The organism is Alkaliphilus transvaalensis ATCC 700919 (assembly GCF_000621485.1).
In the GTDB taxonomy this organism is placed as follows: Bacteria; Bacillota; Clostridia; order Peptostreptococcales; family Natronincolaceae; genus Alkaliphilus; species Alkaliphilus transvaalensis.
Genome location: NZ_KK211288.1, coordinates 143,172 through 168,792 on the forward strand (window position 1 = coordinate 143,172; position 25,621 = coordinate 168,792).

The 25,621-nt window shown below is 33.8% G+C and carries 25 protein-coding genes; 4 read left to right on the forward strand and 21 right to left on the reverse strand.

The window, feature by feature from the left end; genetic code table 11:
• Positions 1-10 precede the first annotated feature (10 nt).
• Together T335_RS0118945 and T335_RS0118950 are read right to left on the reverse strand one after the other, a co-directional pair.
• Positions 11-214 (reverse strand): hypothetical protein, encoded by a 204-nt coding sequence (locus T335_RS0118945; RefSeq protein ID WP_026478920.1) that lies wholly within the window; start codon positions 212-214, stop codon positions 11-13.
• 47 nt (positions 215-261) lie between these two features.
• Positions 262-1,359, reverse strand: coding sequence for an aldo/keto reductase (locus T335_RS0118950; protein ID WP_026478921.1), 1,098 nt, complete (start codon positions 1,357-1,359; stop codon positions 262-264).
• A gap of 225 nt (positions 1,360-1,584) precedes the next feature.
• Between T335_RS0118950 and T335_RS0118955 the strand changes: the two genes are divergently transcribed.
• The 3 genes from T335_RS0118955 (at position 1,585) to T335_RS0118965 (ending at position 2,470) form a co-directional block, all read left to right on the forward strand.
• Positions 1,585-1,785, forward strand: coding sequence for a hypothetical protein (locus T335_RS0118955; protein WP_026478922.1), 201 nt, complete (start codon positions 1,585-1,587; stop codon positions 1,783-1,785).
• A gap of 107 nt (positions 1,786-1,892) precedes the next feature.
• Positions 1,893-2,153, forward strand: coding sequence for a hypothetical protein (locus T335_RS0118960; protein ID WP_330371298.1), 261 nt, complete (start codon positions 1,893-1,895; stop codon positions 2,151-2,153).
• A gap of 38 nt (positions 2,154-2,191) precedes the next feature.
• The gene (locus T335_RS0118965) at positions 2,192-2,470 is read left to right on the forward strand and encodes a spore coat protein (protein WP_026478924.1); all 279 of its coding nucleotides are present in this window, start codon (positions 2,192-2,194) and stop codon (positions 2,468-2,470) included.
• Positions 2,471-2,822: 352 nt separating this feature from the next.
• Here the strand turns inward: T335_RS0118965 and groL are convergent, their stop codons facing one another.
• From groL to T335_RS0119045, 16 genes are all read right to left on the reverse strand, one after another.
• A complete protein-coding gene (gene groL, locus T335_RS0118970; protein WP_026478925.1) occupies positions 2,823-4,451 on the reverse strand; it encodes a chaperonin GroEL in 1,629 nt (542 codons plus the stop codon).
• Between the two features lie 60 nt (positions 4,452-4,511).
• Positions 4,512-4,796, reverse strand: coding sequence for a co-chaperone GroES (groES, locus tag T335_RS0118975; protein ID WP_026478926.1), 285 nt, complete (start codon positions 4,794-4,796; stop codon positions 4,512-4,514).
• A 368-nt stretch (positions 4,797-5,164) separates the two neighbouring features.
• Positions 5,165-6,367 carry a hypothetical protein gene (locus tag T335_RS0118980; protein WP_026478927.1) on the reverse strand — a complete coding sequence of 401 codons (1,203 nt, stop codon included), beginning with the start codon at positions 6,365-6,367 and terminating at the stop codon, positions 5,165-5,167.
• Between the two features lie 154 nt (positions 6,368-6,521).
• Positions 6,522-7,229, reverse strand: coding sequence for a DUF554 domain-containing protein (locus T335_RS0118985; protein ID WP_026478928.1), 708 nt, complete (start codon positions 7,227-7,229; stop codon positions 6,522-6,524).
• Positions 7,210-8,121, reverse strand: a complete 912-nt coding sequence (locus T335_RS0118990) for a DNA-3-methyladenine glycosylase family protein (RefSeq protein WP_026478929.1) — start codon at positions 8,119-8,121, stop codon at positions 7,210-7,212. Before T335_RS0118990 ends, T335_RS0118985 begins: the two co-directional genes overlap by 20 nt.
• A gap of 43 nt (positions 8,122-8,164) precedes the next feature.
• The gene (locus T335_RS0118995; protein WP_026478930.1) at positions 8,165-9,445 is read right to left on the reverse strand and encodes a YcdB/YcdC domain-containing protein; all 1,281 of its coding nucleotides are present in this window, start codon (positions 9,443-9,445) and stop codon (positions 8,165-8,167) included.
• A 109-nt stretch (positions 9,446-9,554) separates the two neighbouring features.
• Positions 9,555-10,304 (reverse strand): glucose 1-dehydrogenase, encoded by a 750-nt coding sequence (locus T335_RS0119000; RefSeq protein WP_026478931.1) that lies wholly within the window; start codon positions 10,302-10,304, stop codon positions 9,555-9,557.
• A gap of 2 nt (positions 10,305-10,306) precedes the next feature.
• A complete protein-coding gene (yqeB, locus tag T335_RS0119005) occupies positions 10,307-11,119 on the reverse strand; it encodes a selenium-dependent molybdenum cofactor biosynthesis protein YqeB (RefSeq protein WP_026478932.1) in 813 nt (270 codons plus the stop codon).
• 220 nt (positions 11,120-11,339) lie between these two features.
• Complete coding sequence (locus T335_RS0119010) at positions 11,340-12,605, reverse strand: uracil-xanthine permease family protein (RefSeq protein WP_034328937.1); 1,266 nt, start codon at positions 12,603-12,605, stop codon at positions 11,340-11,342.
• Positions 12,606-12,887: 282 nt separating this feature from the next.
• Entirely contained in the window at positions 12,888-14,285 is a 1,398-nt protein-coding gene (locus T335_RS0119015) for an FAD-binding oxidoreductase (RefSeq protein ID WP_026478934.1), read from the reverse strand.
• 11 nt (positions 14,286-14,296) lie between these two features.
• Positions 14,297-15,478, reverse strand: coding sequence for an electron transfer flavoprotein subunit alpha (locus T335_RS0119020; protein ID WP_026478935.1), 1,182 nt, complete (start codon positions 15,476-15,478; stop codon positions 14,297-14,299).
• 28 nt (positions 15,479-15,506) lie between these two features.
• On the reverse strand, positions 15,507-16,292 hold the full coding sequence (locus T335_RS0119025) for an electron transfer flavoprotein subunit beta/FixA family protein (RefSeq protein ID WP_026478936.1): 786 nt from the start codon (positions 16,290-16,292) through the stop codon (positions 15,507-15,509).
• A 177-nt stretch (positions 16,293-16,469) separates the two neighbouring features.
• On the reverse strand, positions 16,470-17,744 hold the full coding sequence (gene larA, locus T335_RS0119030; RefSeq protein WP_026478937.1) for a nickel-dependent lactate racemase: 1,275 nt from the start codon (positions 17,742-17,744) through the stop codon (positions 16,470-16,472).
• Positions 17,745-18,293: 549 nt separating this feature from the next.
• Positions 18,294-19,001 (reverse strand): FadR/GntR family transcriptional regulator, encoded by a 708-nt coding sequence (locus T335_RS0119035; RefSeq protein ID WP_026478938.1) that lies wholly within the window; start codon positions 18,999-19,001, stop codon positions 18,294-18,296.
• A 310-nt stretch (positions 19,002-19,311) separates the two neighbouring features.
• A complete protein-coding gene (locus tag T335_RS0119040) occupies positions 19,312-20,565 on the reverse strand; it encodes a Glu/Leu/Phe/Val family dehydrogenase (RefSeq protein WP_026478939.1) in 1,254 nt (417 codons plus the stop codon).
• 210 nt (positions 20,566-20,775) lie between these two features.
• On the reverse strand, positions 20,776-21,591 hold the full coding sequence (locus T335_RS0119045) for an Asp23/Gls24 family envelope stress response protein (protein WP_026478940.1): 816 nt from the start codon (positions 21,589-21,591) through the stop codon (positions 20,776-20,778).
• A gap of 412 nt (positions 21,592-22,003) precedes the next feature.
• Here T335_RS0119045 and T335_RS0119050 point away from each other — a divergent pair, with 412 nt between their 5' ends.
• Positions 22,004-22,177, forward strand: a complete 174-nt coding sequence (locus T335_RS0119050; protein ID WP_026478941.1) for a DUF362 domain-containing protein — start codon at positions 22,004-22,006, stop codon at positions 22,175-22,177.
• Between the two features lie 84 nt (positions 22,178-22,261).
• On the opposite strand, the gene T335_RS0119055 is transcribed toward T335_RS0119050, so the two are convergent.
• The 3 genes from T335_RS0119055 to T335_RS0119065 form a co-directional block, all read right to left on the reverse strand.
• The gene (locus T335_RS0119055) at positions 22,262-22,705 is read right to left on the reverse strand and encodes a MarR family winged helix-turn-helix transcriptional regulator (RefSeq protein WP_026478942.1); all 444 of its coding nucleotides are present in this window, start codon (positions 22,703-22,705) and stop codon (positions 22,262-22,264) included.
• Positions 22,706-22,740: 35 nt separating this feature from the next.
• A complete protein-coding gene (locus T335_RS0119060) occupies positions 22,741-23,388 on the reverse strand; it encodes a redox-sensing transcriptional repressor Rex (protein WP_026478943.1) in 648 nt (215 codons plus the stop codon).
• 439 nt (positions 23,389-23,827) lie between these two features.
• Positions 23,828-25,513: an L-lactate permease gene (locus T335_RS0119065; protein WP_026478944.1), complete on the reverse strand. Its 1,686-nt coding sequence runs from the start codon at positions 25,511-25,513 to the stop codon at positions 23,828-23,830.
• Between the last annotated feature and the right edge of the window lie 108 nt (positions 25,514-25,621).

Here is a 25,621-nt window from a genome sequence, read left to right on the forward strand (position 1 = left end):
TTTATCACCCCTATCTTTTTTCTAAGAACCAGTAAACATAACCACATTCATCACAAACATAATTAGTTGCTGCCTTGTTGGCCCAATCAAAACCTAAAAATGTTGCCCCTGCTGTATTCATTAACGTCTCTCTTGTCCAAAATTCGTCATGTTTACAGACTGGACAAATTAGTTCATTCCCGTTTATTTCTATTTTTACCGCTTCATTTTCCATATTGGTCCCCCCGTATTATTATTATTTATCAATTTCCCTTAGTAATATTACTTTACAACCTCTGCCATTTCCTTAAGTCTTTCTATAATAGGTAATTTCTGAGTACAAAGCCCTTCGCAAATACCACAGGCAATGCATTCAGCTGGTAAGATATCTTCTTCCTTTAGATTTCCTCTATCCTTTAACCAATTTAGATGTTCCATCATTCTTTCTGGCCCATCTAGTATAGAAAGGTTATAGGCCTCTAGATAGCTACTTATTTTAATTTTTTTTGGACATTTTAAACAATAGCCACAGGTGGTACATAAAGTATTAATGCCTGTACCAACCTTTTCTTGAATTTCCTTTTCCTTTTCTGCTGAAATCATTAAAGGTTTTTCAACCGTTTTTACATTCTCTTCTACCTCTTCGATAGTCCCCATACCTGCTAAAACAACAGTGATTCCCTTTTGAGCTGCATTAAAACGTAGGGCTGCTTGGGGAACAGTTTCGTCTTCATGGCTTTTTAAGAAACTAAAATAATGCTGATGCTGAGGGATTAACCCACCCCCAAGAGGATTCATAGTTACAACTCCGATATTATGTTCTATAGCAGCATCTACACCCTCTTGTCTATGGGGATGATTAAGAACATTATACCCTAGTAAAACCCCTTCAAAAGCTTTATCTTCTATAATTTTTCTTATATCTGAACCTTTGCAATGGGTAGAAATCACCAAGTGATCAATTAAACCCTCTTCCTTTGCCTTTAGAGCACCTTCATAAGGGCCCCCTGGCGCCATAACTCTTCCGTACTGGTCTAAGTCCATTACACACCACATATGGAAAAAATTAATTTTATTGACTCCCATTCGTTCTAAAGAGTTTTCAATTCTCCATCTTACTTGGTCGGCTGTAGCTTCTTTATTAACACTACTTTTAGTTGAGACATAAAATTCTCCTGGCATATTCTTAAATGCTTTTCCAAATATGTATTCACTTCTGTCTTTACAATAGAAGGGAGCTGTGTCAAAGTAGTTAATTCCAAGGGCATTGGCTCTTCTTACAACTTCTGCTCCATAATCTTCGTCTTCCCCAAAACGCATCCCTCCAAAACCAATAACAGATACTTTTTTACCTGTACTACCATACTCTCTGTATTGCATTTTCTCCTACCTCCTTAGTCTAACCTACAAGTAATTCTACTTATATTATAAATTAATTTCGAAAAATTTCCAAATTTGTTTATATTTTTTTTACCAACTACGGAATGTATTGGCTAGGTTAATTACTTTTTATTTACGAAAAATATTAATGGATGAAACTGCATCCTAACATCCTATGTTCTATTCTTAAATTATTTTATAAAAAATTTAAAGGAGGTTTAAAATATGGGAGATTTTTTAAAAAAGCTAACTGATAATTGGTTTAACAATAGTCGCAATAATGCTGCCATCAGACACGAGTTTCCATTATACAACGTTACCGATGGATGGCATACTGTAGAACAGTCAACATCTCCTTTAGTAATGGATCAAAATAGAGAAGATCATGAAAAAAACCATAGTAAGGAAGACCATCATCTAAAATAAATGAGTTTATGTATTTGATTAATGGCTTAAATTACAAGATATATCTTACCCCATCTTTTCTAATAATATAAAAGGAACTAAAAAAACATCTTTAAGGGAGGGTCAATATGCAGCAAAATATGAATAACCAAAACATGAATCAAAATCAACAAGGTATGAATAATCAACAAGGAAATATGCAATTGGATTCTAATAATTTAAAAATTCTAGAAGACCAATTAGGTTATGAATCTCTAATGAACAAAAAGTTTTCCACTTATGCTAACTATTGTACAGATACTCAACTAAAGAACCTTTGCCAAGAAGCTGCTCAAAAACACAAGCAACATTACAATGAATTACTAAACTATCTAAATTCTCATCAATAATTTTTTTCGACTAATTAAACTTAAGGGAGGCTTTAAACATGACTCATCAAAGAAGTTTATCAGAAAAAGAATTAATGAATGATTTATTAGCTTCTGAAAAACAAGTTTGTTCTGCCTATAACACTGGCATTACAGAAGCATCTTGCCAAAATTTAAGACAACACTTAACCAGTTGTTTAAATGATACTCAAAACATCCAATATCAAATCTTTGATGCAATGCAACAAAGAGGCTGGTATCAGACTAAAAAGGCACAAACTCAAGATGTTCAAAGTGCTAAAACTAAGTATAATCAAGAACAAAATCAGTTACAGTAGTTAACTCAGACAAATAGACACCTAGGTAAGTATGTGTAGATTACACGCTGACCTAGGTTTTATTTGATGAGATTATATGCTTTCAGTCCCATTCTTTAATATCGAACTTTACTTCTCTACCATTCCAACTAATTAGGTTTAACTTTTTACTTTAACTTATTATTACTTTAGGCGCTTAGCTATTGTAAAATTAATAGAAAAAAGTGTCCAATCTAAATAGCAGTTCTACCTTAGATTGGACACAATTTGAAATTCATATAGTGATTTAGTGATTTTTAAGGTGATAATCACCTATTAACCCCAGTATCTATCTCATTAAATGCTTCTATTTATTACATCGTGTTTCTATTTATTACATCATTGGCATTCCGCCGCCCATGCCTCCTGGCATACCAGCTGGTTCATCTTCTTTAATATCAGTAATTGCACTTTCTGTCGTTAATAACATTGCCGATACAGAAGCTGCATTTTGTAATGCTGATCTAGTAACCTTAGTTGGGTCAACGATACCTGCTTCAATCATATCAACATACTTTTCATTTAAAGCATCGAATCCAATACCAATTTCAGAATTCATTACTTTATCAACAATGACAGAACCTTCTAAACCTGCATTAGCTGCGATTTGTCTTACTGGCTCTTCAAGGGCTCTTCTAATAATCATAACCCCTGTTTTTTCGTCTCCTTCAGTTGTATCTAAAAGAGTTTCAACAGACTTAATTACGTTGATTAGAGCAGTACCACCACCAGCTACAATACCTTCTTCTACAGCTGCTCTAGTAGCGTTTAATGCATCTTCAATTCTTAGTTTTCTTTCTTTTAACTCTGTTTCTGTAGCAGCTCCAACTTCAATTACAGCTACTCCACCAGATAACTTAGCTAATCTTTCAGTTAATTTTTCTTTGTCAAATTCAGAAGTAGTTTCTTCGATTTGAACTTTTAATTGATGTACTCTATCTTTGATAGCCTTCTCGCTTCCAGCACCTTCTACAATTGTTGTATTTTCTTTATCTACCTTAACTGTTCTTGCTGTACCTAACATATCTACAGTTGCAGATTTTAATTCATAGCCTAATTCTTCAGAAATTACTGTAGCACCTGTTAAGATTGCGATATCTTCTAACATTGCTTTTCTTCTATCACCAAAGCCTGGAGCTTTAACAGCTACACACTCAAATGTTCCTCTTAATTTGTTTACAACAAGAGTTGCTAAAGCTTCGCCTTCAATATCTTCTGCAATAATCAGTAGCTTTTTACCTTGTTGAACAATCTTCTCTAAGATTGGAAGAATTTCTTGGATGTTGCTGATCTTCTTATCTGTAATTAAAATGTATGGATCGTTTAATACTGCTTCCATTTTCTCTGTATCTGTTACCATGTATGGTGATAAATATCCTCTATCAAATTGCATTCCTTCTACAACAGATAAAGTAGTTCCCATAGATCTAGATTCTTCAATTGAAATTACCCCATCTTTACCTACTTTTTCCATTGCGTTTGCAATTAATTTACCAATTTCTTCGTCTCCTGCAGAGATTGCACCAACTTGAGCAATTGCTTCTTGGCTTTCGATTGGTTTAGAGATCTCTCTTAATTTATCTACTGCTACATCTACAGATTTTTGGATCCCCTTCTTTAAGATCATTGGGTTTGCACCAGCAGCAACGTTTTTGATTCCTTCTCGGATAATTGCTTGAGCTAATAAAGTAGCTGTAGTTGTACCGTCTCCAGCAACATCATTAGTTTTTGTAGCAACTTCTTTAACTAATTGTGCTCCCATATTTTCAAATGCATCTTCTAATTCGATTTCTCTTGCAATCGTTACACCATCGTTAGTAATTAGTGGTGAACCGAATTTCTTATCAATTACTACGTTTCTTCCCTTTGGTCCTAATGTAACCTTTACTGTATCTGCAAGCTTATTTACCCCTGCTTCTAATGCACGGCGTGCCTCTTCTCCAAATTTGATCTCTTTAGCCATGAAAATACCTCCTCGAAATTTTATGTTTTCCCTATTAAGTAATCTCTTTTATAAAAGAGCCTATTCAACGATTGCTAAAATATCATTTTGTCTTAAGATTGTATACTCGATACCATCATGCTTTACTTCAGTACCAGCATATTTAGAGAATATTACTTTATCCCCTACTTTAACTTCCATCGTTACTTCTTTACCCTCAACCATTCCACCTGGCCCTACTGCCATTACTTCAGCCATTTGAGGTTGCTCTTTTGCGCTACCTGGCAATACGATTCCACTCTTAGTTTTTTCTTCAGCCTCTAATCTCTTAATTACTACTCTGTCACCTAAAGGTTTAATGTTCATAATTAACCCTCCTTAATGTTTTTTTATTTATTTTTTTATTTTTTATTAGCATATTATTAGCACTCTTCATTAATGAGTGCTAATCACAATATAATGTTATATAAAAGTAAGAAACCAAGCAAATCCCTCTAAAGGCTAATATATCCAATTACATGATTTTATAATCATTTAGATACGTTTTTTTTACTATTTCATTGTTTTTCTAATTATTTCATTTATTTTTACTTCAATTCAGATAATTCCGTATTATCAGCAGTAAAAATACAAAATTCAACCATTTAAGATGGTTAGAAGCATCAAAATAATCTTCCTACTCAAACAAATAAAAAGTCCCCTTTAAAACAAGCTATTTAAATGGGGACTAGGAGTTATTTATCAATAAGTACCAATACATTATCACTTTTTGAGTAATACAACCGTCCTTTAAAGGTCTTATATCTCTCCTCTTTAAGATTATAAATATGACTCTCTAGATTTATATTATCTTCGATAATAATATTTTCCCCATCAATAAAAGAATCTAGATGACCAAGCTTCCTTGGATACCTATAATCTGCTTGATCCTTTAAGACATTTTTTAAATAAACAAAATGATAATCTAAATCTAATATGTAATAGCTCTCATTCCATTTAAATATATTATAATAATCCATTATACTGTTAAAGTCATATTCAATCTTAATCTCTTTAATAATTTTTTCTTTGGTGAAAAGATTATTAAAAATTAGATGTTTCTTGTCTTCTAGAAAATCTATAGATTCATACACAATTCTGTTGTCTTCTATTGCAACAATTTTTACCATATTATTTATATTAGAACTGCCTAAGTCAAGCACTTTTCTTTTGAATTTATCTTTCTCTTCAAAAATAACTACTGTTATGTTTTCATCTATGGACTTATTTGTACTATGTTTATTACTGTATTCAATTTCTTTTAATCTTTCTCCTCTGCTTAACCCGATTTCATCAGCTACTATAAATTTCAGTCTATCATTTTCTATTAAAGTACATCTAAAAACACTATATGTAATTTCTGGAATATATAGTGATTGTTTTTTGGCTATTCTTATAATGTAGTTTTGATAAAAAGAATTATTTTTATCAATTTCAATTACTGTATCCTGTTGTTTATATTTAATTTCAAAACCTTTAGCTAGTTTAGAACCTTTTAATCCTAACAAAACATTTTCTTCATCCACATGCCTAAAATATAGAAACCCGTTAGTAAGAAAGTATCGCACCTCTTCCTTTTCTATAAAAGGAGTAGTAATATCTAATAAAACCTCTCTTTCTTTGGTTTTATATCTAAATTGATTTAATTGGATATGATAGGTTTCTCTGCTTTTATCTAAAGAAGCAAAAAGGAATCTTTCACTATTTTCTACAAAGGGTTTTGATAAAAAGGTAACTATATTTACTCCAATTCTTTTTATCAACTCATTGTTTGAAAAAATATAAATACCTTTATTTCCTGCACAAATTACTTCTTCATTATAAATTTTTAATGGATGAATCATTTTTTCATCTTTTTTGAAACCTAATGTTGATATTTTAATTATCTTATATCCCACTTCTAAAGCCCCCTATAAAGATTAGTGTGATAAATACAGTATATATACTTATTGCACTATTAATTAGTTATTTGAATAAAAGTTAGAGACTGTAGATGATACAAAAAGGGCATCTCAGTTTAATTGTTTTGAGACAGCCCTTTAGCATAATTTTTTACTTAATCACTTCTAATAGCATTGTAATATAAGGATAAACCCAATAAAATACAATTGGCAGAAAAACTGCAGGTAACATATTCCCAACATTAATCTTTTTAATCTCTAAGATATTCATGGCAATCCCCATAATTAGTAGCCCTCCTATTGCAGACATTTCTGCAATAACTAACTCTGTTAGGAAGGGTCGAATAAAGGTGGCAGTAATGGTGATAAACCCTTGATAAATAAACACTGGAATAGATGATAATAACACCCCAAGACCTAATGTGGATGCAAATACAATAGCAGAAACACCATCTATAAGGGATTTTGCAAGTAAGGTTTCGTGGTTCCCTGCAAGACCACTTTCTAAAGCCCCAACAATAGCCATAGCCCCTACACAATAGATTAAACTGGCAGTCACAAAACCTTTTGCAATAGATCCTTCTGATTTGCTAAACTTTCGCTCCAACCACTTTCCCAGCTTCTCTAATTTATCTTCTATGGCTAAAGCTTCACCTATAATACTACCAATTACGACACTAAAGATCATTAATAAAATATTTTCGCTCTTAAATGTACCTGAAAGACCAATTACAAAAACACTTAGTCCAAGACCTTGCATAATTGTTTTCTTAAAACGATCTGGAATTCCTTTTCTTAATAATATGCCTACTAGACCTCCTGCTGCAATTGCTACTGCATTAACGACTGTCCCGAACATCCTTTTTGTCCCCCTTACCAATTCCTAATTCCCTACCATAGTAGAATAAATATTGTTGGGCATAACCCGCATGCTGACCAAACTTTTCTTTTGCAAACCGTTGTATTTCTCCACCTGGGGTTTCTTGACAAAAATAGAAATGCTCCATGAGTCTCTTTACCCAAACATCTATCGGAAATGCCTCTAGTTTACCTAGCGAAAAGAAGGCAATACAATTTGCCACTTTTGGCCCTACACCATTTAACTCCATTAATTTTTTCAGATAATCCCCATCAGCCGGATTTTGATAGTCCCCTACTATTAAACCATTGTCTGAGACCTGAATAGCAGTATTAATAATATAAGCTGCACGATATCCTGTGTTGCATGACATAAGAGAATCCTTCGTCAATTGGGCAATTACTTCTGGTTTAGGGAAAGAATAATAGTTCTTACCTTTATAAGTGCCGATAAAGTCTCCATATTTTTCACTCATTGAATTAACAATTTTTTTAATCCTAGGAATATTGTTATTAGCAGATATAATAAAAGAAATAACCGTCTCCCATAAATCCTGTCGTAGTATCCTAATGCCACTACCAAAGGTAGTAGCCTGCTTCATAACAGGATCATCTATCACTAACCGATCTTTAATTGCTCCATAATTAGTTTCTAAATCAAAATAGCTTGTCCAAATTTCTTCAAAATCTTTTTTATTTGTATTATCAATAATAATTTCATTATTTTCTTTCTTTACATTAATTACTCGATTAAAGGCTACACCGGTGTAACTACCATCAGCTTCTTGATCCCATCTAAAGCACTGTCCACATTCAAATATATGTTTGGGTTCAAAATCTTCTGCATTAATCAGTATCACACTATTGTCTCTTTCTATCATGTTAAATTTCATGATACCCTCCTTCTACACACTACCCTTAACCTTCCATTACTTCCTACTCTATTTCTTCATATATATAGTATAAATTATAAATTTGATTTCCTGTTTCAACATCATAAAATACTAACATCTGTTGTTCATTACTTATTACCCTAAAGGTATAGGCCATCTTCGGTCTATAGCGAGTTAAGAAAGAACGAATAATACTTAACCCTTCATATTGTAATTCCCCATGAACTTCTTGGTCTTTTTCAATAATTTCTTCTGTTGTAAAACCAATTGTATAGTTAGGATGATTACTACCTATAAATTCATTGGTATACTTCACTACTTCGCCTTGGCAAGATACATTAATATTAAAGGCATCTGAAACCACTTTGATCTCTTCAATTACTGGTGTAAATCTAAAGGCATATATTTTACTACTTTCTGCTTCAGCAAGTTCAAAAAACTCTGTCACAACATCTTCTTGATAGAATTGTTGTAAAAATTCTTCGGCGATCTTTAATGCCTCCTGTCTAGAAACATTACTTCTTTTTTCCGATTCACGATGGACTTCATAGTTTCTTATACCTAAATTAATAGCATCAACTGCTACAGTATAGACTAATTCCTTTTGATCAATAAACTTTAATTGGTATGAATGAACTCCGTCTCTTATTTGTATCTCTGAATGATCTTCTAATTTCAATTCCTTTAGCTTTGGAAATTGACTATAAGCTTCTTCCACTGCCCCTTGCAGACTCACATAATTAGGATAGTGATTAGGTACAATACTATGGCGATAAAGGCGTGTCATCTCTTCAATGTTAGCTGCTACTTGCTCTAGTCCTCCATCTGAATTATTTGAAATCTTCAGTTCTGGTAATCGCTCATTTATATTATAGTAAACTTTTAATAATCGATCTAAATTATCGTATACCTGTCTTAAAAGCTCAATGTCATACTCGTCTAAAAGATTGTTTTTAGCAGTATATTGATTATTTAAGTGGTGTACCACAACATTTCGCATCGATTCAATACCAGAAAGTCCCCTTTCTAGTCTTTTATTTCGACTTCTTTCAGTTTGATTAATATTTAGCCAATGGCCAAAGGATAAAGTCAGGTCTTGCATTGATCTTTGTAATGTTTGCAATGTTTGTTGAGACTGATTATCTATTAGTTCATCAGTTAATCTCATACTTTGTCGAATTCCCCGTTCTACTTGTTGAGATACAACTTTATTTGTCTCCTCCATTTTTTGATTTACATCCTTCAACTTTAAAAAATTTGTTAAATTAAATGTTAAACTAATCACTAAGAGTATTAAAATACCATACTTTTTAAGATGCCCCATGTTAGCTTCCCTCCCAGCCCATTCTCTATTAATAATAACATAATATGTTGTATAAGAATAGAACAAAGTCTTCCCATAAAAGATCAATAGCTAGACTATATTTTCAGCATTACGCTTCATAAATCATCTTTTTTGTCATACCTCCATCTACGGTGAAGTTGCTACCTGTAATAAAGGCAGCTTCTTTAGAAGTTAAATATAGACATAGTTTTGCTATATCTGTTGGTTTACCTACTCTTCCAGTTGGATGCTGAAGGTGATCTATCTTCCTTAATTTTTGATAATCTCCACATTCTATCCATCCGGGACTAATAGAATTAACCCTGATGCCATATTGTCCTAATGAAATAGCAAGGCCATGGGTTAACGAAATAATCCCCCCCTTAGAAGCTGTATATGCCTCCGTATAAGCCTCCGACATCAGGGCTCTGGTTGAGGCAATATTGATAATACTGCCACCCCCCTGTAGCTTCATTATTGTACCACAATGTTTAGTACAGAGAAATGCTCCTGTCAAGTTGACACTAATTACCCTATTCCATTCTTCCAAGCCTATTTCCAAGGGATCTTTTTGTCCATAGGAAACAGCAGCATTGTTTATTAAAATATCAATACCTTCATAGAGTCTAATTGCCTCAGAGACCATATACTTAACATCCGACTCTTTAGCGATATCAGTTTTAATAAAAGTGGCTTTATAGCCAAGGGACCTCATTTCATTTTCAAGTTTGCTACCCATAGCTTCATTAACCTCAGCAATAATTACGTTAGCTCCTGCTTTTCCATATTCTAAAGCAATGCTTCTACCAATGCCTTGTCCCCCACCTGTTACAACAACTCGTTTATTTTGATAGGACATCTCTATAACCCCCTTCTATTACCCTTCATCATAATGCCTTCTAATACACCACCAGCAATACATCGTCCCTTGTCGGATATTGTGTAAACCCAATCCCTATTTCCTCTAGGATCAACATCTCCTATTTTAGCCCCCTCCTGCACCTCTAACCCGTTATATATAAGCCCTCTAATAACCCCTGAAATAGAGGTTTTTACAGGAATATGGTTTATCGTTGCGACTGTTTCTCCCATCATTACCAAATCACCTAAACGCTTTATATGATAAATCCTGCCATGGCAAGATGCCCTAAGAACACGTTCTTTTGAAAATCCTCCAATATTACCAGGTATACCTGTATTTGCTTCAGCTTTCCCAACCAAAATAACCTTTCCCAAGTTGTGCCCCCTGTTGGTTTCCACCACCAAGTCTACATCTTCTCCTGCTGTAAAACCTGGCCCTAATCCGATCACCAAGGGAGCATCCCCCATCTGTGTTCCTGTATTTGTTTTTGCTAAGACAGCATCAATTATAGTGATAGGTTTAACTGCATTTTTTATACTACATTTATCGTCTACTACCACTGCTATATCTCCTTGAGCCAATACTTTTTCTATTTCAACAGAATCTTTTACTTTCTTGGCCCTAATCCCCTCCACTTCCCATGTCCCTTCATAGATACAATTGGCAAAGGAAACAGTTCTTCTAAGACAGGTTGGTTTTTCTATCTCTGTCATAATAACTTTAAACCCACATCGGACCAACTTATGAGCCACTGCAGAAGCAATATCCCCTGCTCCTTTTATAATCACTAAATTATTATCCCTATTATCCATGACCCGTCCCTCTTTTCTTATCCCAATTGGTCTATACCCTCTCTGCTAAACATTAACTAATAAGTTCTCAAAAGCAATAGTCCTTTGGTGCTAACTTTATAATATACATTATTAATTCTATACTTTTCTGACAATTCCTGTTTTACTTACCAACAGTTTTTATCAAAAAAAACGCCCCCGTTGTAGAGGACGTTACTTATAATAAATGTTAGGGCTAATATTAATCTGGTAACAACTTATTTAAAACAATTCCTACTATAGCTGCTAATGCCATTCCTTCCATGTCAAAGGCAAAGTTTCCAATTGCTATTGGTAATACAGCTCCTCCTAAACCTAAAACTAGAATAACTGCAGTAATAATTAGGTTTCTAGATTTTCCAAAGTCTACTTTATTCTCTACTAATGTCCTACCTCCAATAGCCGCAATCATACCAAATAGTATAATAGATATCCCTCCTACAACTGCTGTAGGAATTGTCGCAATGATACCGCCTAATTTAGGTACGATTCCCAGTATAATAGCGAAAACTGCTGCAGCTCTCATTACTAGAGATTTATGTACTCCTGTCAGGGCCAAAACTCCTGTATTTTCTGAATAAGTAGTATTAGCTGGACCTCCAAACATAGCCGATAATGATGTGGCTATTCCATCCCCTAAGATTGTTCTATGAAGTCCTGGTGATTCCATGAAATCTTTCTCTACAGTGGCACCTATAGCTAATACATCCCCTATATGTTCTACCATTGTGGCAATAGCTATAGGGGCGATAATCATAATTGCTTGAAAATCAAATTTTGCCATAACAAACTCTGGTATACCTATAATTTTAGCGTTGACGACAGGAGCAAATTCAACATTTCCTGTTATGACAGCTACAAGGTAGCCCCCTATTAGTCCGCACATAACTGGCAATAGTTTTAAAAATCCTTTCCCAAATACGCTAACTATTGCAACAATTAAAAAGCTAACAATGGCTAGTGTCCAATGTTCTGATGCCATATCAATAGCAACAGGAGCTAATTTTAATCCAATTACCATTATAATAGGGCCTGTTACCACAGGTGGAAAATAAGAAACGATTCGTTGATATCCGAAGGCATAAACTAATGCTGCAACCATAATGTAGATTATTCCTGCAACGACGAGCCCCCCTTGTGCATAGGCCAAACCCACTTCTGGACTACCCTCAACTGCAAAGTTATGATGGGTAGCAACAGCTAAGATGGGAGCAATAAATGCAAAAGATGAGCCTAAAAATACCGGTACTTTCCCTTTTGTAATTAAATGAAATATTAAGGTTCCTACTCCTGCCATAAATAGTGCTACCGCTGGATTTAATCCCGTAATAATGGGAACTAAAACCGTGGCTCCAAACATTGTAAAAGCGTGCTGAATACCTAGAATTACAATTTTATTCATTGGTAATGTGTCTTCTTCTCTAATGATTGTCATAGGTTCGTCGTGGGTCTCCCTGCCTTTCTTCATAATACCTCCCCTTTCATAATAAGCTTCTTCTTATGTCTTAACTAGGTGTCTAGATATTCTCACACTTAATATAATTTTAATTATGATTTTATTATTCTTTTTGTTGTTACTTTTTATCCACTTTAGGACATACTTTCCCATACCTATCCCATGATATTGTGACAGGCTCTTATGTAATAATATTCAGTCTTAATTTTATATATTCTTTATTTTCTATGAAAAAACAAAGCCCAAAGGGAATATTCAGCCTTTGGACTTTGTTTTTCACTTTTTATATTAAGTTTATCCCACAACCTTGCCTGGATTCAAAATATTATTTGGATCGAAGGTTGCTTTAATACCCCTCATTAATGTAAGATACTGATCTCCAATAGATTCACATAAATAACCTTTTTTAGCAAATCCAATACCGTGTTCGCCTGAAACTTGCCCATTTAACTCTCTCGCTCTATTGTACATGCAATCAAATACATCTTTTAATTTTTGATCCCATTCTTCTTGACCCAACTCATCCCTTAACACATAAATATGAAGGTTTCCGTCTCCAGCATGGCCAAAGGATTTAATTCTAATATCAAACTCCTTTTGAAGTTCATTAGAATACTTAACAAACTCTGCAATTTTATTTCTCGGTACAACAACATCACATTCATCCATCTCTGTAGTAGAGGCTTTTATAGCTTCTAAGAAGGCTCCTCTTGCCGACCAAATAGATTCTTGTCTCTCTTGAGTCTCTGAAATATAAACGTCTAAAGCACCAGCTTCAAGGCAGATTTCTGCAACACTTTCGTATGCTCTTTCTACTTCTTCCTTAGAGTTTCCATCAAAGGTTAAAAGTAAGTAAGCATCCGCAGATTTATCTGGAAAAGGCTTTCCTAGAAACTCTTCAGCCGATAATATTGTGTCCCTCACCATATATTCAATTGCCGTTGGGATTGATTTAGACTTAATTACCTTAGGAACCGTCTCTATCGCCTCTTCTAATGAGTTAAAAGGTACTAATAAACTAATGGCCTTCTTTGGTAGTGGAAGAAGTCTTAAGATCGCCTTTGTTACGATACCTAAAGTTCCTTCTGATCCAACAATAAGGTCTTTAAAGCTATAGCCGGAGCTGTTTTTAACAATTTTTCCACCTACTTCAATAACCTCTCCATTAGGCAGTACTACTTCTAGTCCTCTAACATAGTCTCTTGTAACACCATACTTTACTGCCCTCATTCCACCAGCATTTGTATTTATGTTCCCTGCTATTGTAGCACTTTTTTCACCAGGATCTGGTGGGTAAAATAAATCATGACTTTCAACAAATTTACTAATTTCCATCAAGAGAACCCCTGGTTCTACTGTTAATGTAAGATTATCTTCATCTAATTCTAATATTTTATTCATTTTACTCATATTTACAAGTATTCCGCCATGTAACGGAACTGCTCCACCTACTAATCCTGTTCCTTGGCCCCTTGGAGTTACTGGAATATTATTTTCATTGGCATATTTCATTATCTGGGATACTTCTTCTGTGTTTAATGGCTCTACTAAAGCCTCTGGCATTCTTTTAATACTAGCTAATTCGTCGTGACTAAAATCTTCATTGATGGCTTCACCAACAAACACTCTATTTTCTCCTAAAAGGGATACTAAAAACTGAATATCCTTTTCATCAACTTTTTTATAATTCATCTTCTTCACCCCTATATTGATTTGATTTTTTCCAATAGACTTGGAATTACTTCATAGATATCTCCAACAATACCGTAATGGGCAACATCAAATATTGGTGCACTTGGGTCTTCATTAATTGCAAAGATATACTCGGAATTTAGCATCCCTGCTTTAAATTGTACGGCTCCCGATACACCACAAGTTATGATTAACTTTGGTCTAACGGTTCTACCACTTAACCCAATTTGCTTTCTTGGGTCTCCCCACCCTGCTTCGATTAGAGGCCTTGTTACAGCCACCTGTGCTCCTAGGGCATGAGCTAACTCATTAATCATCTCTAAGTCTTTTTCTTTTTTGATTCCTCTGCCGGCTACAATAATTACCTCTGCATCAGAAATATTTTCTTCCAACTCTTTTTGTTTAATCTTTAGTACATTAATTTTTGACTCAAATCTTTCTTGTGGTAATTCACATAAGGTAATTTTACCATCGAAAGTGTCTATCTTTTCTGGTGCGTTAAATATTTTATATCTAACTGTTGCAAACTGTGGTCTATGATTTGGTGTAATAATTTGTGCCATAATATTTCCACCAAAGGCTGGTCTAATTTGCACTAGATCTGTATTTTCTTTCACATCTAATATTGTACAATCTGCTGTTAACCCTGTTTTAAATCTAGCCGCTACCCTTGGAGCTAGAGATCTACCTAGGGTCGTTGCTCCAACTAATACGATAGACGGTTGTACCTTCTCTATAAAATCTTCAAAGGCAGCTGTATAGGGCTCTATTCTGAAGTCCTTAAGTTCTGGATTATCATAAACAAACACTTCGTCTACTCCATAATGTAGTAACTCTTCTGCTTTATCCTTAACTTCTTTACCGATAAATACAGCATAAACAGGATGATTGATTTTAGCTGCTAACTCTTTTGCCTTACCAATTAATTCTAAAGTAACAGGATGAATTTCTCCTTCAAGATGATCAACATATACTGCCACACCCGTCCACTTACTCTTATCGATCTCTATTTTTTCATCTTCTTGAAAAACAAAGGCTCCTTCTGGTCCCTTCTTAACACAAATCATACACAGTTTACAGGCTGCATTTATTTCAACAACGCCGTTATTATCTTCGATAGCATTAAATGGACATAATTTAATTGCCCCTTCAATATCAGTAATTCTTCCTTGATTTACAATTATCCCTGCCATAAACTCCCTCCTAATCCTCTATCAATATTTAAACAAACTTTAGTTCCGATAATTTCACAAACATTTTTTCGCCTAATTCTTTACCCCCACCAGTCCATTTTTCATGGTCTGTGTTAGCTTCAGGTGGGAAGATTCTTTCCACTTGTGTTGGAGAACCACTATTTCCATACTGTTTTTCATCTTGATCGTTAAGATCCTTTAAGCTTAAATATGCTATCCCCTTATCTTTTGTCGCCTTCTTTAGCTTGTAGGAAGGAAGCCTTGGTTGGAAAATTCCCTTCTCAACAGTAATTAGACAAGGATATTGTACTTCAACTGTTTCTAAGGTGTTAGGCATATCAATTTCTACTACGATTGAATCTTCCTTTAACTCCACAATTTTTTTAACATTGGCTACATGGGGAATCCCTAAGTATTCTGCCATTTCTGGACCTACCTGTGCAGTATCTCCATCTGTAGTTTGCTTTCCACAAATAATTAATTGAGGTTTGCCACCTTTCTCTACTCCTTGGGCTAGAGCGTAAGCAGTTGCCAAAACATCAGCACCGGCAAATTTTCTATCTGTCAATAAATACCCATCATCTGCCCCCATCATAAAAGCTTCTCTAATAACTGTCTCCGATTGAGGTGGTCCCATCGTAATTACCTTTACCTTAGCCCCTTGTTCCTCTTTAATTTTAAGGGCTGTTTCTACAGCGTATAAGTCGTATGGATTCATTTTCGAATCAATTCCGTCACGTATTAAATTACCCTTTTCATCTACCTTTACTTCTGTTGTACCTGGAACTTGTTTAATACAAACAACGATTTCCATATTCTCCCTCCTATTAATGGTATTATGGTATTACCAGTTTAGCAAATTTTTGATTATGAAAACGATTGCTTCATAATCAAAATAAATTAAAATTATTATATTATTTATTAAATCAAAGCTATCCTTCAGAAGATTGAAAGATGACTTTAGATGAAAAAACTACAAAACTAATGTTACTTATTGTACAATAACAGACACACCATCAGGAATTGCAGTAATTTTTGCATCTCTTCCTTTTATTTCAAAGGCTTTGTTTAGTGCCTCTTCAAAGGTATAAGCATGATCCATATGCATATCTTTTATCATTTGTGGATCACACTGATCTGTTACCATGATTACTTTATATTTATCTAAGATTCTGGCTAATATTTGATATTCCCACTGATCAGGTTTAGTTTTGTCTCTTGGGATCTGAATAACCTGTTCTAACACTTCCCTTGGTCCAGAAGCTTCTGCCATTGATCTATAGAAGGCTTCCCCTCCATGACCATCATTACAAGCCGCAACCATAATAATAACCGCTTCTTGGTCACAGCACGCCTCAGCTGCAGTCATTCCCTTAACCGCTTGATAGATGTTTTGATCTAGGGGATATCCGCCGTTAGAAGAAATCACAATATCTGCCTTTAATTTATCTATTTTGGATAAGTCGTTAACAAATTTACAACCTTCTTGATGGGCCAATAGGCTATCTCCACAAAAAGCATTGATTATTTTCTTGTCACTATCAATGACTACATTTAAGATAAAAGCTAGTTTTGCTTTTTCAGCTGCATAAATCATGTCCCTATGGATAGGGTTATTCTCTAAAACTCCTGTTCTCGCAAAATCGCTGGCAATAAACTCCGAACAGTGGTTAGCCAAGACAGTTTGTGCTCCTGCAATTCCTGGTAAAACACTCTTTCTTCCACCAGAAAACCCTGCAAAGAAATGGGGTTCGATAAAGCCTTCAGCTATTAACAGTTCTGTTTCCATGGCTAATTTATTTAACCATAGTTCCCCCCCAGATGGTAAAATCCCCACTTTAACAAGACTTTCTTGGTCTTGGGAGATATGGTTAATAATTTCTTCCTGCTGAACTATTTCTAGTCCAAACTTATCAATCATCTCTTCTTTAGTAGTGGGACGATGATATCCTGTTGCTAGTAAAATTTTAATATCAATTGTTGGATTAACTGCTCTAATCCGTCTAAGCATTATTGGCATTGTAACTTTACTAGGCACAGGCCTTGTGTGGTCACTAGTAATTATGACCATGTTCTTTTTCCCTTTTACTAAGTCCTCTAACCTTTCGCTAGCAATTGGTTGATCTAGAGCTTTGTTAACGATTTCCTCTTGGGTTAACTGACTTTTAAAGTGATGGGCTTTTGACTCTAGAACACCTATTAAATTTTCATCGGGTAATTCTGCTGTAATCAATGTACGTCCATAAGGAATTTTGATTGTTGCCAAATAGACTCCCCCTTTGTTTTGGTAGACCAGTAATACGATTTCTTTCTTACTAAAATTTTGTTTTGGTAATATGGTCTTACCAGTATATCTATTAAATTATCACAAAATTTAAAAGATTTCAATATTTATCTTTTTTTTAACATACTATTTCACTTTTAATTTTTAATAGCTAATCTTTTAAATCATTATTTGACTCCCCCTCCATTTTTTCTGTTGTCAAAACCTTAGATTTTGGCTTTTTAAAGACTATCCCCTTTATCATATTAATGAAAAAGTTCTTTCTATAGTTATTTTTTCTCTAAGTAACCAAAGTAAAAACTTTATTTTTTTGACATTATATTAACAATTATTGCAAAATTGGATAACTTCTTTGGATAACCACTAAAATAATAATAGAGAACAAGACTACTTAACAACTTGGCCATAAGGGAAAATATGATGTAATTTGCACAAAAAAATCGCAAAACTAATTTCTGCGATTTTTTTTGTTATTGTTATCATCATTAAATGAAGTACTTAATCGAATAGAGTTAATTTGTTTGTAAAACCCTAAACATGGTTTAAATATCCTTCTATAATTAAATCCATATGTACTCCCATAGCCTCAGCAGCCTCTTTAGGATCTCTTTTTTCAATTGCATAAAATATTTTTTGATGTTGCTTTATTAGTATAGACTTATTTTTTTGATTAACTAAGATCATACCCCTTGCATCTTCAATAAAACTATCCATTAGGGCAGAAATTACATTTAATATATTTAATAGAATCATATTTTTAGAAGCACGGGCTATTTTATAATGGAATTCTTTATCTACCTTCACACTGTTTTTTTCATCCTCAGCTTCGCTTAAAATAGTTAATTCTTGAATGATTCCTCTTAACTCTTCTATTTCTTCATCAGTTATGCGCTTAGCGGCCAATGTAGCTGTTTCTACTTCTATAATTCTTCTTAAGTCAACAATTTCTTGTGGTTTACTTTGATGCAACATAAACATAACTGATAATGGTTCAAACAAACATGTATCAAAACTTTCCTTAATAAAGTTTCCATCTCCTTGTCTTACCTCTATTAACCCAATTATTTGTAGCGCTCTCAATGCCTCTCTAACAGAAGTTCTACTAACTCCCAGTTCTTCTGCCAATTGTCTTTCTGATGGTAACTTATCTCCAGACTTTAAGTCTCCATTGGCGATCATACTCTGTATTTGATGAATTACCTGTTCATATACTTTAGTACTTTTTATCGGACTAAACATAATTTCACTCCTTACCTTCACGCAATTAATATATATCTTAAATATATTAATATATTTGTCTATTATTTATAGTATACCATAAGAAATGAAATAGTAATAATATTGTTATTTTACTAAAAATATTTAATAAAGAAGTCTTCTTCGGGAGATTTAAAGATAACTTTAGGTGAAAGATCTAGTGGTAGACTTGTGTTGAAATACATTACGAAAAATTATGACGTTTAGCTTTAAAAGACCATAATTTCCTATGTAATATAAAAAAAATCGAATGTCAGCGACATCCGATTTTTTTATATAAAATATATTTATCTTAGTACCAGCCTCTTAACTTCATTGCATCTGCAATTCTCTTAATTGACATCATGTAAGCAGCAGTTCTCATATCTACTTTATGCTCTTCTTTTAAAGACCAAATTTCATCAAAAGCTTTAACCATTAATTGCTCTTGCTTAGTTTGAACTTCTTCGAAAGACCAAGTATATCTCATTAAGTTTTGTACCCACTCAAAGTATGATACAGTAACTCCACCAGCATTAGCTAAGATATCAGGAATAACGATAATTCCTTTTTCAAATAAAACTTTATCAGCTTCTGGAGTAGTTGGTCCGTTAGCACCTTCACTAATGATCTTAGTCTTGATGTCATTTACATTTTTAGATGTAATTTGGTTCTCAAGGGCACAAGGCATTAAGATGTCACATTCTGTTACTAGAAGTTCATCTCTATGTAACTCCTCAGTTGCTCCTGGGAATCCTTTTACTTGTTTATTTGTAGCGATATATTCGATTAATGCTTTAACATCTAATCCATTAACATTTCTAATACATGCAGTATGGTCAGATACAGCAATAATTTTAGCACCCATTTCTTCCATATATAAAGCTGCATAGCTTCCTACGTTACCAAAACCTTGAATAGCAACAGTTGCTCCTTCTAATGGTAACCCAATTCTCTTAGCAGCATCTCTAGCCATGATAGCTACTCCGTAACCTGTAGCTTCTGTTCTTCCTAAAGAACCATAGAAGTTTACTGGTTTACCAGTGAATACACCTGGCTCAAATCTACCTGTAGCTTTTTCATACTCATCAACAAACCAAGCCATAATTTGACCATTAGTATTTACGTCTGGAGCAGGAATATCTTTTCTTTCGCCAATGATTGGAGAAATTGCTCTTGAGAATCCTCTAGCTAATCTTTCTAATTCTCCTTTAGATAATTCTGAAGGATTAACTGTAATACCACCTTTTCCTCCACCGTATGGAACTCCAACAACTCCACACTTGAATGTCATCCAAGTTGAAAGCGCCTTAACTTCGTCTCTTGTTACATCATGATGGAATCTGATTCCACCCTTAAATGGACCCACTGCATCATTGTGTTGAGATCTGTAACCAATGAAAGACTTAACGCTTCCATCATCCATTTTTACAGGAATAGCAACTTCTAATACTCTTTGTGGATTCTTTAAGATTTCATAAACTGCTGGATCTGTACCTAGCTTGTCGCAAGCTGTTTTTACTTGCTGCTGGGCAATTTCAAATGGATTTAACGTTTTTTCTGACATTTAAATACCCTCCTAAAAGATATGTTTTTAAATAAATGCAAAAACTAGACATCTATTCTAAGAAGAATCATTCTTCCTAAAAACGTTTTCATTGTTATTTTTTTAACATTCCTCTACCGTAAATATGTTCGTAATAATTCCTTTACTTACAGCTTGTTCCTCACTTACATTTGCATTATATCATTTAAAATTTAGATTGTAAACCAATTATTATAGGATTATTAAGTTTTTAACGAAAACATTTATTGATAGAATATTCAGTGAAGTCATCCCTTCTACTTCTGTATTTACATGGCTTTGAACTGCTTCCATAACTGACTTAATTGGATAGCCATATATAGCCACTAAACTGATATTAATGACGATTCCTGATGATAGATTATCAATATCAATGTGATTGATTTTATGAATTCCGTCTACCTTCATTATAGCAAAGTATGCCAATTCCCTTATTGCTCTATCTGAAATGGTATATTTTCCCATATAACTAAAGGTTGGACGCACAACAGATTTTTCGTCTATTTCGTCATGATCACCCTTACCTAAATTACGAAATACTCTTAAGGGGTTTAGGAAATAACCAGAGAAATCCTTCTTTATTTCAAATGTCGGTACTGGAATAACGTGCTTTCCTTCTTGCATTCTAAATTTTTTAGCTATTTTTATATCATCTTGGGAGGAAATTTCATCAATATAAAAGCGCAGACTAATTGTCCCAAGATCAAGTCTTTTCACAATACTATTCACCATTTTATCAGAAGTCCCTAAAATTAAGATAGATTTAGGGTTTTCCCGCTTAATAATTTCTGCCACTTCGTTTTTATGATGATCATCAATAAATAAAGCACGCTTTACTGCAGCCATTTTAGATTTTTCCCGCTTAGCTGAGTATCCTCCAAGAACTTTATTCCCCTTTATTAATAAACCATCATCAATTATATAGGCTATCTTTTTCCCTTTCGCTAAGGAGATTGCCTGATAGCTTTTACCAGTTCCACTGGCGCCAACCAGTACATAAATCTTCATTTAGCTTCCTCCTGATAAATATATTTGCTTTTATTGTACCACACTTTAATATAATTGCCATATTTCAATTATATCATTAGTAAATACAAATAATTATTTATTACAAAATATTTTTTGTACAATGGGAAATTTCATCATACCATCGGCTTAATTTATATTCTTTATATGCATAGATGAAAGTTGAGTCTTGTATTGTATCGTAAGCAGCAAAGTTTTCATACTACAATCATATAAATTTACGCTTAACTATGTAATTCCCCCATATAATTACAATGATAATCATTATATTTTAGCATTTTTTTATCAAAAACAATCTTTTTTACTGTTGTATTTTTTTTTATATTGGTATAATACATGTATACAAATTATAAATTCATGTAAAACTATAAGAAAAGTGAAGGAGGAAATAAAAATGGCATATACTATTAATGATGCTTGTATTAGTTGTGGAGCTTGTGAACCAGAGTGTCCAGTTGATGTAATTTCTGCTGGAGACAGCATTTATGTAATTGATCAAGATGGTTGTATCGACTGTGGAGCCTGTGCTAACGTTTGTCCAGTTGATGCTCCAGTACCAGCTGAATAATTATCAATACATAAAAAATGAGAGACAGTTAGACTGTCTCTTTTTTTATTTGGCTTTTTCATGTTAATTTTCTAATTTCTTTACTTATATTAGACCAGTATTTTTCTTTAATAAATCGATTTTTACTAAAAACTTTAATATTGCCTTCTCTTCATTAAAAGTAAAGTCATTAAGTAATGTAAATAATATATCCTTTTCTTTCAAAAGAATTTGCTCAAAGGCTTGCTTACCTTTATCAGTTAATAATAATACCTGTACCCGCTTATCTTCAAGGGATTTCTTTTTTATAATATAATTCTGACTTTGTAATCGTGTGACAATTGTCCCGAAGGTATTTCTATCAATATTAAACTCTTCAATAATATCGGACATTTTCTTTTCTTTTTGATCCCCCAGTGTCTTTAGAATTAATATCTCGGTCATAGAAAGGGAGTCTCCATTATTCTTGATTCCCTTTTTATCCAATATAATGACATTATAAATGAATTTTTCTAGATACTGTTGAATCTCCAAGTAATAATTTCGCATTGCATCACCTTTATCAGTCGATGGATTTAATCTAACTAGCTATTTAATAACTCCTTTTCGTTCAATAAATAAGATAGAATAAATAAACTCTCACTTAAGTGAACATTTTCAACTATAACATCCTTTGGTACTTTTAAATCTACTGGTGCAAAGTTCCAAATTCCTTTTATGTTCGCTGAAGTTAGTTTATCAGCAACATCTTGAGCAACTTCCTTGGGGGTACAAATAAACCCTATTTCTATATTATTTTTTTGGATAAAATCTTCTAAATCATCTAAGTCAAGGATTTCGGTATCTCTAATTTTCATTCCAATTAGTTTTGGATTTGTATCAAACAACGCTTTTAACTGGAACCCGTATCTGTTAAAACTTGCATAATTGGCAATTGCTTGCCCTAAGTTACCTGCACCAATAATAACAGTTGTATAGGTTTTGTCTAAGCCTAAAATCTTCCCTATTTCTTTATATAGTTCTTCTACATTATATCCATACCCTTGTTGCCCAAAACCACCAAAACAATTTAAATCTTGACGAATTTGTGAAGCTGTGAATCCGATTGATCGACTGAGCTCCCTTGAGGAAATACGATAAACTTCTTTGTCAAGTAAGTCTTTTAAATACCTATGGTATTTAGGTAACCTTCTTATTACAGCCATAGAGACATTAGAGAAATCTCTATTCATTAAAACCCCTCCTCTTCTATTTCATGGTATATTTTAAAAATTCTGTTATTTTAAACCTATTAAAAAACATCTTACTTTCTATTATTAATGAAAAAGTTCTTACATTACTTTACTTACTTTGCCCACTTTAAGCAAAAGCAATTAGTCCTTAAGATATGATTGCAAAATCATGAAATATAAATTGATATGATTTTTGCTATGATTTTTTATTTTAGATATTATTATAACAATCATTTCGGCGATTGTCAAATGATTAATTGGTTCTAAAATGGGTAAATATCATGGTTTAAAGTCGATTATAGCTGTAAAATTTATATGCCTTACAAAAAAATTTAAAAAAATTCGATATTTAACTATCAGTTTTTTTAACAGCAAGACGGGACTGTAAAAACAGTCCCGTTGACTTGAATGAAATAGATATGCTACTAATCTTATACTTTTAAAACATATTTGGGAAAAACACGTAGATGGCTAAGAAAGCGAATATTCCAGTAGCAATTGCATAGATAAATGCTGGAATTGCGTTAGTTCTAATTACCTTACCTTCTTTTCCTAAAACACCAACCGTTGTACAGGCAGCAACTACATTATGGACACAGATCATATTTCCTGCTGCGCCACCAACAACTTGAAGTCCAACAATAACAATTCTTGATATTCCTATCTGATCTGCCACACCATATTGGAAACCTGAGAATAGAATATTTGATGTTGTATTGCTTCCAGACATAAAAGCTCCTAAAATTCCAATAAAAGGTGAGAATATTGGCCAAACGCCTTGGAATAAGTCGCCAGCTGCGCCTGAAAGAGCCACCATCATTCCGACTTCTCCAGAATTATTATTACCAGAGTTCAACATAACCTGAACCATGGCAATAGCAAATGTCAAAGCAATCGCAGCAGGAATTACTTGTTTTAAAGATGTTTTCCAGGTTTCTTTAATTGTCTCTCCCTTCATCTTATGCATGAACCCTGTTAATATAGCTACTAAAATAAAAGGGACGGTTCCTGGTAAATATAAGTACTGTAATCTATAGGTTAAACCTGTGCCTAATATACCTGCCCATTCAAGGGTAACTTCTGGCCTTGTAAGAAGATCCTTTAATCCTAACGATGGTATTCTAGTAATTACTAGAATGACAGAAACTAAAATATATGGTAACCATGCATTTAATGGGCTAATATCCGCAGTCTTTTCTTCAGTGGTTGCAGCTACTTCATCGGCTCCAACCCATGAACTATCCCATTTTGACTTATTAGCAAAATCCCAAACCTTTTTAGGTTGTAGGAAACCTTTTTTAGCAGCAGTGACAACGATTGCAATAGCGATTAATCCCCCTGCTAAAGATGGAAGCTCTGGCCCAAATAAATAGGCTATTGCTACGTATGGTACAGTAAAACTTAAACCTGCAAATATTGCAAAAGGTGCAATTTCAAAGGCATCCTTAAAGGATTTCTTTTCTCCAAATAGTTTAGTCATCATCATAACAATAATTAAAGGCATGAAGATTCCCATTATAGCATGGGGTAATGCAGACCAAATTCCTACTTGGTGTAAAAACTCTGCTGTTGTCATTCCAGCCCCTTCAATTTGTGCAACAATATCTGGCGACCCCAATACGGAAGAAACTCCTCCGATAATTGGCGTACCCACTGCACCAAAGCTTACTGGTGTACTATTTCCTACTAAGGCTAACATTGCCGCTGCTAAAGGTGGAAACCCTAGTCCAACCATTAAGGGACCAGCTAAAGCAGCTGGTGTACCAAAACCTGCAGCCCCTTCTATAAAGGCACCAAATAAAAAGGCAATAATAATTGCTTGAACTCTACGGTCTGGACTTATTCCATAGAAGGTTTTATTAATTACCCGAATAGCTCCACTATTTTTAAGGGTATTCATTAGTAAAATAGCACCAAAAACAATAATTAATATATTAAATGCGCTTAAGCCCCCAAAAACTGTTGCTCCAGCCAACCATTGAAATGGCATTCCCCATACCGCTGCTGCCAAACCAATAGCTACAATCCATGCTAATGGCATTACTTTTTTAGCTGGCCAGTTAAAGGCCACCATTAAAACAACCGTTAAAACAATCGGCAATGATGCCAGCAAAGCGTATAACATAACTTTATTCCCCCTTGATTTTTATTTAAAATCCACTGTCCTTCTCCAAGTGTCAGAAAATTAATTATCTCTACCCTCCTTTTTAGGTTTTATAGCATAAAATAAGTT

Bases quoted from the DNA above. Each gene is read 5' to 3' on its own strand.
- T335_RS0118995 (WP_026478930.1), bottom strand. From the start codon at position 9,445: ATGGGGCATCTTAAAAAGTATGGTATTTTAATACTCTTAGTGATTAGT.
- T335_RS0119065 (WP_026478944.1), bottom strand. From the start codon at position 25,513: ATGTTATACGCTTTGCTGGCATCATTGCCGATTGTTTTAACGGTTGTT.
- T335_RS0119020 (WP_026478935.1), bottom strand. From the start codon at position 15,478: ATGGCAGGGATAATTGTAAATCAAGGAAGAATTACTGATATTGAAGGG.
- T335_RS0119015 (WP_026478934.1), bottom strand. From the start codon at position 14,285: ATGAATTATAAAAAAGTTGATGAAAAGGATATTCAGTTTTTAGTATCC.
- T335_RS0118965 (WP_026478924.1), top strand. From the start codon at position 2,192: ATGACTCATCAAAGAAGTTTATCAGAAAAAGAATTAATGAATGATTTA.
- T335_RS0118950 (WP_026478921.1), bottom strand. From the start codon at position 1,359: ATGCAATACAGAGAGTATGGTAGTACAGGTAAAAAAGTATCTGTTATT.
- T335_RS0119050 (WP_026478941.1), top strand. From the start codon at position 22,004: ATGGCATATACTATTAATGATGCTTGTATTAGTTGTGGAGCTTGTGAA.
- T335_RS0118945 (WP_026478920.1), bottom strand. From the start codon at position 214: ATGGAAAATGAAGCGGTAAAAATAGAAATAAACGGGAATGAACTAATT.
- T335_RS0119060 (WP_026478943.1), bottom strand. From the start codon at position 23,388: ATGAATAGAGATTTCTCTAATGTCTCTATGGCTGTAATAAGAAGGTTA.
- T335_RS0119040 (WP_026478939.1), bottom strand. From the start codon at position 20,565: ATGTCAGAAAAAACGTTAAATCCATTTGAAATTGCCCAGCAGCAAGTA.
- yqeB (WP_026478932.1), bottom strand. From the start codon at position 11,119: ATGGATAATAGGGATAATAATTTAGTGATTATAAAAGGAGCAGGGGAT.
- T335_RS0119045 (WP_026478940.1), bottom strand. From the start codon at position 21,591: ATGAAGATTTATGTACTGGTTGGCGCCAGTGGAACTGGTAAAAGCTAT.
- T335_RS0118990 (WP_026478929.1), bottom strand. From the start codon at position 8,121: ATGAAATTTAACATGATAGAAAGAGACAATAGTGTGATACTGATTAAT.
- T335_RS0118955 (WP_026478922.1), top strand. From the start codon at position 1,585: ATGGGAGATTTTTTAAAAAAGCTAACTGATAATTGGTTTAACAATAGT.
- T335_RS0119055 (WP_026478942.1), bottom strand. From the start codon at position 22,705: ATGCGAAATTATTACTTGGAGATTCAACAGTATCTAGAAAAATTCATT.
- groL (WP_026478925.1), bottom strand. From the start codon at position 4,451: ATGGCTAAAGAGATCAAATTTGGAGAAGAGGCACGCCGTGCATTAGAA.
- T335_RS0119025 (WP_026478936.1), bottom strand. From the start codon at position 16,292: ATGGAAATCGTTGTTTGTATTAAACAAGTTCCAGGTACAACAGAAGTA.
- T335_RS0119010 (WP_034328937.1), bottom strand. From the start codon at position 12,605: ATGAAGAAAGGCAGGGAGACCCACGACGAACCTATGACAATCATTAGA.
- T335_RS0118985 (WP_026478928.1), bottom strand. From the start codon at position 7,229: ATGTTCGGGACAGTCGTTAATGCAGTAGCAATTGCAGCAGGAGGTCTA.
- groES (WP_026478926.1), bottom strand. From the start codon at position 4,796: ATGAACATTAAACCTTTAGGTGACAGAGTAGTAATTAAGAGATTAGAG.
- T335_RS0119035 (WP_026478938.1), bottom strand. From the start codon at position 19,001: ATGTTTAGTCCGATAAAAAGTACTAAAGTATATGAACAGGTAATTCAT.
- T335_RS0119000 (WP_026478931.1), bottom strand. From the start codon at position 10,304: ATGTCCTATCAAAATAAACGAGTTGTTGTAACAGGTGGGGGACAAGGC.
- T335_RS0118960 (WP_330371298.1), top strand. From the start codon at position 1,893: ATGCAGCAAAATATGAATAACCAAAACATGAATCAAAATCAACAAGGT.